The organism is Mucilaginibacter sp. AK015 (assembly GCF_014200785.1).
In the GTDB taxonomy this organism is placed as follows: domain Bacteria; phylum Bacteroidota; class Bacteroidia; order Sphingobacteriales; family Sphingobacteriaceae; genus Mucilaginibacter.
The window spans coordinates 249,923-262,379 of the sequence record NZ_JACHCV010000004.1 but is presented as its reverse complement, the minus strand read 5'-3'; the positions used below and the strand labels follow the sequence as shown (position 1 = coordinate 262,379).

Genomic DNA, 12,457 nt, shown 5'->3' with positions numbered 1-12,457 from the left:
TTAATTGAGTTTTTCTTTCTTAAGGTCGTTTAATATTTTTTTGGTGGTTTCAAAGTCGGTGTGCTGGAACGAGCGAATGCCCAGCTTTTCGGCGGTGCGCACAAACATTATCCGGTCGTCGAAATAAACACATTGCTTTGGCGATGCCTGGGCAATACCCATGGCCAGCTGCCAAATGCCCGGATCGGGTTTGCGCATTTTTACTTCGCACGATGATATAAAAGCATCAAAGCATTCGTGCAGCTTAAACTTCTGCACCCGGTAATCATTCAGCTCCTTGCCTTCGTTATTAATGGATATAATACGAAAGCCGCAATTTTTTTTCCATTCCTTTAGCCATTTAAGCATATCAGGCAGCTCAACCGATTGCGCGTAAATAAACTCCTTGAAGTCTTCCCGTACAAAATCTCGCGGGTGGTTAAAAATCACGGTATCAAGGTATTCATCCAGCGTGATGCTGCCGATTTCATATACATTGAAGATGAAATTATGCAGCGCGTTCACCTCGTCGTAATCCAGCCCAAATCTTTTGGCTGCCTCCCGGCGCGACTCGTGCCCCCATCCGTTGGAAAGCAAAATGCCGCCAACGTCGAAAAAAAGGATCTTCAGATCTGAGTTTTTCATCAGCGCAGCTTATGACTTGTTTTTTTGTTCTTCGATAGCTTTCAGCAGTTTTTCAAAAGGCTTATTAAATTTTTCGATGCCTTCGTCTTCCAGGTCCTGGGTAATTTTATCTAAATCGATGCCCAGGGCTTTTAACCTGCCCAAAGTTTCGGTAGCCTGGTCTAAACCTAACATCAACGTATCTGCTGCAATACCGTGATCGCGGAAAGCGTCGATGGTTTCCAGCGGAACGGTATCAACAGTTTCGGGCCCAATAAGCGCCTCAACGTATTTGGTATCTTTAAACGCAGGGTTTTTGCTGCCCGTGCTTGCCCAAAGCAAACGCTGTGGTTTACCGCCTTTAGCTTCCAGCGCTTTCCAACGCTCGCTGCTGAATACGCGTTTGTAAATTTCGTACGCTTTTTTCGCAGACGCGATAGCCACTTCGCCAACAAGGCCGTTCTCGCCTTTTTCCTGCAATAGCGGGTCAACAACAACATCAATGCGGCTCAGGAAGAAGCTTGCTACTGATGAGATGTGTTCTATATTGTGGCCGGCAGCTAAATGGTCTTCTAAACCTGCTATATAAGCTTCGGTAACTTCTTCGTAACGCTCTAAACCAAAAAGTAAAGTAACATTGATGTTGATGCCTTTGGCGATAGACTCGCGGATGGCTTTTAACCCCGGTTTTGTTCCCGGAATTTTGATCATTACGTTCTTGCGGTCAACCTTTTTCCAAAGCTCTTCGGCTTGCTTTGCTGTGCCTTCGGCGTCTAACGCTAAAAACGGAGAAACCTCTAAACTAACATATCCATCGGCTCCAACAACTCCTTCGTTATATAAGGGATTAAAAAGATCGGCCGCCGCCTGGATGTCTTTTATTGCTAAACCAAAGAAAAGCTCCTCGGTGGTTTTGGCGGTTGCGCCCAGTGTTTTTATATCTTCGTCATAGTCGGAACTGCCGCTTATGGCTTTTTCAAATATCGCGGGGTTTGACGTTACACCTCTTATCCCATCCTCGTCGATCAGTTTTTGTAGTTTACCCGATTTGATGATATCGCGGTCAATAAAATCAAGCCAGATGCTTTGGCCGAAATCATGTATTTGTTTTACGTTGTTTGCCATGATAATGTATGTTGTTTGTAATTCTTATTTATTAATATTTTTGATGCACAAATGTCAGGTTTTGAGCTGCTGATAGTATAATCCAAATCTCCTTATTATGTTAAGTTTAGGTCACAATAGTCAGTTGTTTTCGGCCGTCAGGATGTGCAGGTCGTAACCAATAAAAAGGCCGCTTTCTATCACACCGGTTATGGCTTTTATTTCCCGTTCCAAGGCGTCCGTGATTTCATCAAATCGGCAGTCGAAGATCAGGTTATTATTTTCTGTAACTATTGGGCCGTCCTTACCTTTTGCGGGCCTTAGTACAACGCTGTTGGCTCCAAGTTTCTTAAGCTCACTTTCTACATGCAGCAATGCCTGCGGAAACACCTCAACGGGCACCGGGAAATTAGTCCCCAACTTTGGTACCAGTTTGCTATCGTCAACAATAATATAATTAAGCGTACTGCTCCTTATCAATAGTTTCTCTTTGAACATTGCCCCGCCCCGGCCCTTTATCAGCCAATTGTTGGGGTCAACCTCGTCGGCACCGTCAAAAAGCCAATCGGGTGTATGCTCAAACAAAGTAGTAAGCGGTATTCCCAGCTGGCTGCAAAACATCGATATTTCTAAAGATGTTGGGATAGCCAATATATTTAACCCTTCGGCCTTTATCCTTTCGGCAATGGCTAGTAAAGCCATATAAACCGTAGAACCCGAACCCACGCCAAGTACATCGCCATCCTTTACCATCGCGGCAATTTGCTGCGCCACCTTTTGCTTACCGCCCGGGTTAATGATCTCGGAAGACCATTTAAGCGTACTGATTAAACTATCCATGTTATGAGATTTGAGATGTTAGACAAGAGATTTGAGATAAGACCTGCCGCAGCTGTCTCCTATCTCAAATCTCACTTCTCATATCTAAAGCAATGCTTTCGCCCTTTTAACTACATTATCAACCGTAAAGCCGAAGTGCTTGTACAGATCGTCTGCCGGGGCGCTTTCGCCAAAGGTGGTCATGCCCAGCATATCGCCTTCGTCGGTAGTGTATTTATGCCAGCCCATTGGCGATGCCATTTCAACAGCCAAACGCTTGCGGCTTGCCCTGGGCAGTAAGCTTTCTTTGTAATCAGCACTCTGAGCTTCGAACAGCTCCCACGACGGCATACTTACCACACGAGTTGAAATACCCTCAGCCTCCAGTTTTTCCTGTGCTTGTAACACCAGCGCTACTTCCGAGCCGGTTGCCATTAATATCAGGTCGGGGTTTTTGCTCTCTTTAGATACCACGTAAGCGCCTTTTTCCAGGTCGGCAGCTTTGCCGTATTTGTCCTGATCGAGTATAGGTAGTCCCTGGCGCGTAAACACCAATACAGTTGGGCCGCCTTTTTTCTCAATGGCTACTTTCCATGCAAAAGCGCTTTCGTTTGCATCAGCCGGGCGTATAACGGTAACGTTAGGGATAGCACGTAACGACGATAAATGCTCTACCGGCTGGTGGGTTGTGCCATCCTCGCCTAAACCAATACTGTCGTGGGTGTAAACAAATATCGGGCTTATCTTCATAATGGCCGCCAAGCGGATAGGCGGGCGCATATAATCTGCAAATTGCAGGAAGGTTGCACCAAACGGCAGCAGGCCTTTTGTTAAAGCCATACCATTTAAAATTGCGCCCATGGCATGCTCGCGAATGCCAAAGTGGAAATTGCGGCCGCCCCTGTTTTCGGAAGTGAAAGAGTCAAACTCTTTCAGGTTAGTTTCCGTTGATGGGGCTAAGTCGGCGGCGCCGCCTAATAAGTTTGGAAGGCTTGCCGCAATAGCATTCAATACCTTGCCCGATGCCTGGCGGGTTGCCATTTTAGGGTCGGATCCTTTAAACACCGGCAGTTTATCGGCCCAGCCTTTTGGCAGGTCGCCAGCAAATGCCGTTTCGTATTCGGCAGCCAGCTCAGGGAATTTCTCTTTGTATTTTGCAAAAAGCTCGTTCCATTTTGCTTCGGTTTTTTCGCCCCGTGCGCCCTTTTCGTTGTAATATTTTAATACTTCGGCAGGTACCTCGAATGATTTTTCAGGATCAAAGCCAAAGAATTCTTTTACCAGTTTTATCTCGTCAGGACCAAGCGGCGAACCGTGCGAGCCGGCAGTGCCCGATTTGTTAGGGCTGCCGTAAGCTATCAGCGACCGTACGCGGATGAGCGATGGTTTTTGCGATTCGGATTTAGCGTTGATGAGCGCCAGTTCTAAGGCGTGGGTATCGTTAACATCGGGCAGGTCCTGAACATGCCAGCCGTATGCACGGAAACGTGCGCTTACATCCTCGTTAAAGGCAATATCAGTACTCCCTTCAATAGAAATGTGGTTATCATCATACAGGTATATAAGGTTACCTAACTGCAGATGGCCTGCCAGCGAAGCCGCCTCGGAGGTTATACCCTCCATCATATCGCCATCGCTCACTATCGAGTAAATGTTATAATCGAAAAGGTCGAAACCCGGTTTGTTGTAACGTGCGGCTAAGTGTTTTTGGGCGATGGCAAAACCAACACCATTTGCAAAGCCCTGGCCAAGCGGACCGGTGGTTACATCAACGCCCGGTGCCAAACCATACTCGGGGTGGCCGGCGGTTTTGCTGTTTAACTGGCGAAAGTTTTTGATATCATCAAGTGAAAGATCGTACCCTGTCAGGTACAAAAAATTATATTGTAAGATACAGGCGTGCCCTGCCGAAAGAATGAACCTGTCGCGGTTAGCAAAGTCAGGATTTTTTGGATTATAATTTAAAAACTTGGTCCAAAGTACATGGCCCATTGGCGCCAAAGCCATTGCCGTGCCGGGATGGCCCGAATTTGCCTTTTGTACTGCATCTGCCGAAAGTATCCTTACGGTGTTTATTGCTAATTGTTCCAGTTCTTTGTTTTGTTTTTCCATTGTTGTGCGTAAAAAAAGAAAGATGATTATTTTGTTGGGGTTGCCATAGCTGTATGTGTAACCGGGTGTTTATCCTCCTGCCACAATTTCGCCCCGCCTTTAATGCCATCGGCATTGGTTACTATTTTCATGTTTTTATCCAGCTTAAAATCAAGTAGGTCAGAGTTACCGCCCCCTATATATAAATAGTCGTAATTAAATACGGTTTTTAATATTTTAAAAACCTTCTTCATACGGCGGTTCCATTTTTTTTCTCCGATCTCATCAAGCGCTTTATCGCCGATGTACTGGTCGTAATCGCGGCCCTTTGATACCGGGTGGTGCGATACTTCTAAATGAGGCAGCAGATGCCCATCCATTAACAGGGCGGTGCCAAAGCCTGTGCCAAGGGTAATTACCATCTCCAGCCCTTTGCCACTCACTACGCCAAGGCCCTGCATGTCGGCATCGTTAACCACCTGCGCGTCTTTGCCCAGATCATCCTGCAGCAGCTTTCTAAGATCAACACCTTTCCAAAAATCGTTGCCCAGGTTTGGCGCGGTTTTTACAACGCTGTTGCGTACGTAGCCAGGGAAACCCACGGATATCTTATCGTAAGCCGGGAAATCTTTCACCAAAGTATTGATAGCCTTAACAACGTTGGCGGGATTGGCAGGATTGGGGGTGGCTATCTTTTTATAATCCATAGTAAGGTCGCCCTTACTGTTCAATATTGTAGCCTTAATACTTGAGCCACCGATATCAATGGAAAGAATTTTTAGATTGGATGGTGTAGTTTTCATGTAACCGGTGATAATGTGTTGAAACGAGTATACAGGTATTGCGCCTGTAAATATCACATTTTAAATAATAAATAGGTATTATTTAGCTATAATATTAACGCCAAATAAACAGTAAACGAATTACATAAATGTAATTAGGCGTTATTTTATCTGCGAATACGTTATAGTACTAACCCGGTTAGGGCCGCAGGGTTTTATTATTTCGGTTTTGTGACATTGAAGCGATGGAATAGGTGCGTCATTGCAAATAACGAGGCAATCTTCGACATACTTGTAGCCGACCTTTCTATCGAAGATTGCTTCGTACCTTCGTAATGACGGGCAGGCCAGCTCTTTGACCGTCATTGCGAGCGATAGCGTGGCAATCTTCGACATGCAAGTCGGCTATCTTTCTATCGAAGATTGCTTCGTACCTCGTAATGACGGGTTGGGAATTAAATCGCAAATTTATTTACCCCGCCTTTTAACGGGTAGCTTTTCCCTTTCCAAACCAACACACCATCTGTTTTTATGGGCAGACTAATGCTGATGTTCCATTTAGCGCCGGTTTTAACGTAGCTTACCGCAACCTTGCCGTTGGGGTGCGGGATCTCGCCTGATGTGTTTTCCATTTTACCCAGGTGCGGTTCTACCTTTATCTTACTAAAGCCCGGAGCGTAGCTATCGATACCTAATACCGTACGGAAAAACTCGATGTTAGGACTGGCGCCCCAGGCATGGCAATCAGATCGGTTGTGTTCCAGGTCGGATATTTCGGCCCAGGTAGTTAGGCCCATTTTAATATTGTTGCGCCAAACATCCAGCCAGCTGATATAATCGTTACCCAAACCCCCTTTAACCATGGCCTGGTGCACATAGTACTTAAAATAAATGGTTGATTGCACCAGGCTGGTATCGCGCTCTAATTTTTTTGCCAGCACCCTTGTGGCCGGGCCGCTTACTGCCCCGCTTAAAATGGCCAGCGCATTGGCGTGCTGCGAAAAGGTGTTTTTATACTTGGTATCGGCATACAGGCCTTTACCGGCATCCCAGTATTTTTTGTTGATGGATAACTTTAATTGTGCTGCTTTTGCGCTGTACTGCTGCGCGTAAACCGGCATACCCAGTTTGGCTTCCATTTCGGCGGCCTGCCTATATGTCAATAATAGCTGCATATCCAGTATGGCCGAGTTGCCGTCCTTATCCTTCGGCGGCTGGCCAAAATCCCAGCCTTTGGTATCTATCCAGTCGACGAACGTCCAGTAAGGCGGGTTTTTTAATAAACCGTCGGCCTGCTGGTATTTGCCGAAAAAGGCGAGTACCTGGCGCGCGCCTTCCAGTTTTTCTTTTACAAATGCGGCATCGTTACGGTACATCCAGTAATCGTGCAGCATGCTGATGTACCAGAGCGAGAATGTAGAGATGATCTGCGGACTATAAGACGGGTGCCTGCTCAGGGTAATACCCTCGGCAATGCGCGAGTGATCTATCAGGTTCAGCGCATTACGTGCAAGGCGGTCGTCGCCCGCGTTGTAGTACGATATCATGGCCTGGATGCGGCCATCGCCAATGTATTGCAACTGCTCGTAGTACGGGCAATCAAAGTAAGTTTCCACGGCGCACAAGCGGGCAGTACGCCAGCCAATATCCAGTATCTGCTGGTTTTCGGCGTTGCCGGTTTGCAGTTTGGCATTCATTTTAAACGGATACCCGGTAAATGTTCCGTAAATATCGTTGATGGTCAGCGGCTCATCCTTAGTGGTAATGTTAACCAATATATACCGGAACGTTCTGAAAGCCAGTGTAGTGAAGTTTTGATCTGCCGAACCATCGGCCGTAATACTGTCCTTACGGCCAACAAATTTATAGCCGTCAATATCATTGCGGTTGGGCTTTACCATTTGGTAAGTATTGCCAACATTCACCATCGGCGATTCGCAATAGGTGAAAGATAAGCCCGCTTTGTCGCCGCCGCTCATGTTCAGGGTTAAGTAAGCATTGGTCAGGAAAGATTGATCAAGCAGCATGGCGGCTTTGGTATTTGCAGGGATAGTTACCTTGGTTTTTACCTGTGGAAAGCCTGCCGGGGCGGTAATGCCTGTAGCCCTGCGCAAAGATGCCAGCCGCTGCGTTTTCAGTTCCATTTGCGGTATAGCCGATGGTACCAGCATCCACCCAAAACCATTGGTGGTACCTTTTGGGTTGCCGTTATCTATGCGTTGCGCTTGCAGCCATTGGTTATCGTTAAAGTTTTGCGCCGTCCAGTTTTTTAGGGTTTGATGCATATCCACCATTTCGCCGGGGCCTGCAACGTAGTAGGTTGAATACCCCACACCTGTTAAAGGCTTGTAAGCATTATCGCGGATACATTTCCAGGTGTTGTTGGTGTTTAGCACTTCCTCAATATGGGTATCACCCTGTAAAATAAACGCGGTACGCTCAGATATCTGAGCTTCGGCGCGTACATCGCCATCGTTCCAAACCAATACAGCAACTGTGTTTTTGCCGGCTTCTAAATAAGGCCCTATATCAATGGTTTCATAGTTCCAGTAATAGGTATCGCCGCGGGCAGGCCCCATAGATACCAGCTTTTGGTTCACATACAGTTTGTAGCGGTTATCTGCCGATACATGTATCACAAATTTTGCGGGCCGGGTAGGCAGGTCGATATTTTTACGAAAGTGATAAACGCCGTATTCCTTATTGGGCTCATTAGGTACCGAGATCCACTGCGCCGCCCATTTCTTATTTAAGATATCAGGATTTATACTTTGTGATATAGCCGTTTTACATACAAAGCATATCAATAAAGCGGCGGCGGTGAATAGTGATCTCATGGTAATGTTACAGGTTATCTTTAAAGATACGATTTGTAATGATACGAGATCAATCTCCAAACCGTCATTACGAGCGATAGCGTGGCAATCTTCGATAGAAAAGTCGGCGATAAGCATCGAAGATTGCCGCGTCGCTACGCTCCTCGCGATGACGCTTGAGTTGAATTATCTTTTCATTGCATCCCTTACCATAAATTCCAATGCGGCTTTATCGGGTAAGGTGGTAGCTGCCGGCTTTTCACCTAATATCATTACCTGGTTTGTGGTGGGGTTGAACGCCGGCCACGTTGGAAGGCCGCTGCCATTTGGGTTACCGGTTTTAACAAAGTTTACCCAGTACGACGATATCACATCGGCCAACCGATGATCCACCGGCTCAAACGGGCGGTTCAAAAATTTTAAGTTATTAAATACATAAGCTACCTCCCCGGTGTGGAACGCGCCGTACTTTTTAAAGTCTTCGGTAGCGGGCAGGCGGCGGGTAAAACGATACAGGTAAACTTTTGCTTTGCCTTTAGTGCTTTGCACTTTTGCCCAGGTGTAGTTTTGTATCCCGAAGGTTTGATCGCGTGAGATGGCGATTTGTGATGCTTCTGCTTCGGCATCCGTGGCCGCCGGGAAAAGCTTTAAAAATTCTTCAGCTTTTGCGCCATATCGTTTTTTAGCTTCCACCTTATAATCCGCAGCGTTTTGCAGCCTGCCGATAAAGGCGTCGTCAGCGTTCCAACCAGTTAATACCGGCACCTGGTTCTCTTTATTCGCTGCGAAAATAGCGCCGATACTTTGCGGCAGGACGTACCCGTCAATAATAGGGCCACCGCCGAACTGTTTCAATAGCGCTTCGGCAGGCAGTTTTCTTAATTCCGCCAATGAGGATGCACCAAGCCTTTTAGCTGTTTCTACACCGCCACGTTCTGCCCTGTGTAAATCAGCGCCGCCAAACGGTCCGGCCAGGAAGTTGGCACCACTTTCGGCAACGGCCTTTTGAAACAGCCCTTTGCCTAACGGCGATGCCACCAAACTATTTACCGCCATTGATCCGGCCGACTGCCCCGCGATAGTTACATTGTTTGGGTCGCCGCCAAACGCCGCTATATTTGTTTTTATCCACTTTAAAGCTGCCAGCAGGTCCATCAGTCCGTAATTGCCCGAGGTGTGGTTGGGCGATTCTTTGGTCAGTTCAGGATGTGCAAAAAACCCCAATATCCCCACCCGGTATGGGATGCTCACCAGTATAATGCCTTTTTTGGCCAGCGCTTCGCCATCGTAAATGGGCACATTGGTGCCGCCGCTTACAAAACCGCCGCCATAGATCCACACCATTACAGGGCGTCTTTCTTCAGCTGTCTTTGCGCCGGTCCACACGTTCAGATACAGGCAATCTTCGCTAAGCGGCTCGTCTTTTATCAAAAACTCGCGAGTGTAAACGCCAAACTCGTTGGGCTTGCCCTGCATGGGGCTTTTGGCAAATTGGGTGCAATCTTTTACTCCCGCCCAGGGTGTTACCGGCTGGGGTGCCTTCCAGCGCAGCTCGCCAACAGGCGGGGCGGCAAACGGAATGCCTTTAAATATATGAACGCTTTTATCCCCGCTAAGGGTACCTGATATTTTACCTGCGTTGGTTTGCACAACATTCAGATCGCTTTGCGCGGTGGCGAAAAAGGTGCTTAGTAATAGACTTAACAGTGCGATGAAGCGTTTCATAAGAGCCTGTTTAATTATTTTCTTTGCAATTTAAGGTTTTGCAGCGGCTTTACTATACTTTGCTGTGCGGCTGTCTTTGATGATGCCTTTCCAGTTTAGGCCGTAACCAAAATCGTACGTGTGGCCTTCAGAATCAGTATAGCATTTCATATCGTGCGGTACATCTTCGTATTGTGCTTCTACTACCTTCATATCCAATGGCATTTGCAGCGGCAGTAACGCAGATGGTTCTGCCTTGCCGGTAATAATATCCAGGCTTGCCTGGCCCTGCACATCAAAATCGGCAATTATCGCGTTAGCTTGTTTTTCGATCTCGGCAAATGCCATTGGGTTTTTCAGGTTCACCGAAACTATAACCGGTTTGCCCTTCATTTTGGCGTAGGTATCATTAACCATAGCCATATCGGTTACGTTGGTTGATGTTTCGGATTTGCCCTTATAACTGCGGTTGGTGAATTTTTCGAGCGGATCTCCACCCGCAATACTGGTGTCGCGCGCGGTTTCGGCAGTGTACTTTTCATATTGTAAAGAAATCGGTAAATAACCATTGCCCCCGCTTTTTGCGTCATCTTCGCTGTAGCCACCATGACCGATAGGGCTGCTGATAAATACCAGCGCGTAATCAGCCTCGTCCGGGTTGTCGGTTACTTTAAAGTATTTTTTAACCGTTTCTATATTCACCGGGTATTCCAGCTTTTCAGGTGTCGGCATACCCAAAAAGTTTTTTCCTGCAGGGGTGAATTTTTTGGGCACATATACGGTTTTGCCGGTTGGCAACGGCAACACATTGCTCTTGTTTTTGAGCATCACAATCGACTTTAGCTGCGCCTCGTAACCCGCCCTCATAAATTCCGGATTACCCACCGTTTTCTTTGTTGTTTCCACGTCGAGGTATGGGTTCTCAAATAATCCTGTACGGAAACTTCCGCGTAATAAACGCACAGCCGATTGCTCGAAACGGGCGCGCATAAATTGCTCGCCATGTTCTATTACGCCCATTTTGTAAGCATCCAAAACCGGTACCATATCGTTGTTGCCACCAAACTGGTCAACCCCGGCCATCAGTATCTTGTAGTGACGCTCGGCAACGGTAGCCTTTTCCATTCCCCATGATTTGCCCGACAAGAAGCTATTGATAACCGTTTCGTCGCCGGTTACCAGCCAGTCGGTACATACCACGCCGTCGTAATGGTATTTATTGCGCAGCAGGTCGGTAATAATGTATTTGTTGTAATTGTTGGCCACGTTCTCGTGGTTTTTGGTATCCTGGTTAAAGCTGATGGTATAATAAGGCATTACCGCCGCTGCCATCCCGGTTTTGCCCGAAAGCTTAAAGGCGCCTTGTGTAAAGGGGATCATCGCTTCATTGAAATTGTTACCGGGGTAAACGGCATATTTGCCAAACCCGTAATGGGCGTCGCGGCCGCCTTCGCCTGCGCCGCCGCCCGGCCAGTGTTTTACCATGGCATTAACGCTGTTGTATCCCCATCCGTTGGCAATCTCTTTAGCACCGGTTGAGGTTTGGAAGCCATCGATATACGCCCGTGCCATATCCGCGGCCAACTGCGGGTCTTCGCCAAAGGTTCCGCTTACACGGTTCCAGCGCGGGTCGGTTGCTATATCAACCTGTGGCGATAACGCGGTTGCAAGGCCCAGCGCCCTATACTCCCGGGCGGCAATGTGCCCGAAGTTTTGGGTTACCGATGGGTCAAAGGTAGCGGCCATGCCCAGCGAACCGGGCCACATAGAAATATTGCCGCCTGCCCCTGCATTAAATTCGGCATTGGCTACGGTGCCGTGCCTCGGGTCCGAGCTGTTATTAGCCGGGATGCCCATACCAATACCCTCTACAAAGGCTTGCACGTTGTTGCTCCACCTTGCAGCAACTTCAGGGCTTTGTACCGAGGTAACAAGCACGTGGCGTACGTTGTCATTCGCTAAAAACTGTTTCTGCTGGTCAGAGAGGTCGTATGGGTTTGCGCCGCTTTCCTCCAGTTTTTTTCCGTTATAAGTACCCGCGAACGGCCCAACAGGGATGCTGGGTATCATTTGATGGCGGCTGTAAAGCATCAGCCCCGCAATTTGTTCAACGCTCATTTTCGAGGCAAGGTCTTTCGCACGCACATCAACCGGCAAGCGCCAGTCTTCATACTTATCCAGTTTGCCGTTTTTGTTCAGGTCTTTAAATGCCAAACCATCAACGGTAAGTATTTTAACACCCGACACGGTAGAGTAGCCCAGGCTTTGGCCACCTTTGTTGGTTACCAGGGCAATGGTGCCGGTTTTTGTTTCAGTCCATTTTTTTGTTTGTGCCGATGCACCGTATGGCAATAATGCCAAAAGCAACAGGTAATTTCTTCTCATAAAAACACTTTTCAGGGTTAAAGCGGTTCCAGCAAGGCGTATGCGCCTATATGGCTTAATTGGTTTACTATAACACAGTTAAATCTTATTGTGTCAATAATACACAATAATATATATTATAAATGTATTTATCAAGTATTTAAACATTTTGAG

The 12,457-nt window shown here is 47.2% G+C and carries 8 protein-coding genes; all 8 read right to left on the bottom strand.

Features of this window, described 5'->3' with window-relative positions; all coding sequences use genetic code 11:
- The gene (locus HDC91_RS16055; RefSeq protein WP_162429931.1) at positions 1-624 is read right to left on the bottom strand and encodes an HAD family hydrolase; all 624 of its coding nucleotides are present in this window, start codon (positions 622-624) and stop codon (positions 1-3) included.
- A gap of 9 nt (positions 625-633) precedes the next feature.
- Positions 634-1,728, bottom strand: coding sequence for a transaldolase (gene tal / locus HDC91_RS16050; protein ID WP_162429930.1), 1,095 nt, complete (start codon positions 1,726-1,728; stop codon positions 634-636).
- 120 nt (positions 1,729-1,848) lie between these two features.
- On the bottom strand, positions 1,849-2,547 hold the full coding sequence (rpiA, locus tag HDC91_RS16045; protein WP_183553884.1) for a ribose 5-phosphate isomerase A: 699 nt from the start codon (positions 2,545-2,547) through the stop codon (positions 1,849-1,851).
- A gap of 84 nt (positions 2,548-2,631) precedes the next feature.
- A complete protein-coding gene (tkt, locus tag HDC91_RS16040; RefSeq protein WP_183553882.1) occupies positions 2,632-4,638 on the bottom strand; it encodes a transketolase in 2,007 nt (668 codons plus the stop codon).
- Positions 4,639-4,664: 26 nt separating this feature from the next.
- Positions 4,665-5,420, bottom strand: a complete 756-nt coding sequence (locus HDC91_RS16035) for an ROK family protein (RefSeq protein ID WP_183553880.1) — start codon at positions 5,418-5,420, stop codon at positions 4,665-4,667.
- 434 nt (positions 5,421-5,854) lie between these two features.
- Entirely contained in the window at positions 5,855-8,236 is a 2,382-nt protein-coding gene (locus tag HDC91_RS16030) for an alpha-L-rhamnosidase N-terminal domain-containing protein (protein ID WP_183553878.1), read from the bottom strand.
- A gap of 165 nt (positions 8,237-8,401) precedes the next feature.
- Positions 8,402-9,940, bottom strand: coding sequence for a carboxylesterase/lipase family protein (locus tag HDC91_RS16025; RefSeq protein WP_183553876.1), 1,539 nt, complete (start codon positions 9,938-9,940; stop codon positions 8,402-8,404).
- A gap of 30 nt (positions 9,941-9,970) precedes the next feature.
- Positions 9,971-12,304 (bottom strand): glycoside hydrolase family 3 N-terminal domain-containing protein, encoded by a 2,334-nt coding sequence (locus tag HDC91_RS16020; RefSeq protein WP_183553874.1) that lies wholly within the window; start codon positions 12,302-12,304, stop codon positions 9,971-9,973.
- Positions 12,305-12,457 lie beyond the last annotated feature (153 nt).

Excerpts from the sequence above, each read along its gene's own strand:
- HDC91_RS16055 (WP_162429931.1), bottom strand. The coding sequence starts at position 624 with ATGAAAAACTCAGATCTGAAGATCCTTTTTTTCGACGTTGGCGGCATT.
- tal (WP_162429930.1), bottom strand. The coding sequence starts at position 1,728 with ATGGCAAACAACGTAAAACAAATACATGATTTCGGCCAAAGCATCTGG.
- rpiA (WP_183553884.1), bottom strand. The coding sequence starts at position 2,547 with ATGGATAGTTTAATCAGTACGCTTAAATGGTCTTCCGAGATCATTAAC.
- tkt (WP_183553882.1), bottom strand. The coding sequence starts at position 4,638 with ATGGAAAAACAAAACAAAGAACTGGAACAATTAGCAATAAACACCGTA.
- HDC91_RS16035 (WP_183553880.1), bottom strand. The coding sequence starts at position 5,420 with ATGAAAACTACACCATCCAATCTAAAAATTCTTTCCATTGATATCGGT.
- HDC91_RS16030 (WP_183553878.1), bottom strand. The coding sequence starts at position 8,236 with ATGAGATCACTATTCACCGCCGCCGCTTTATTGATATGCTTTGTATGT.
- HDC91_RS16025 (WP_183553876.1), bottom strand. The coding sequence starts at position 9,940 with ATGAAACGCTTCATCGCACTGTTAAGTCTATTACTAAGCACCTTTTTC.
- HDC91_RS16020 (WP_183553874.1), bottom strand. The coding sequence starts at position 12,304 with ATGAGAAGAAATTACCTGTTGCTTTTGGCATTATTGCCATACGGTGCA.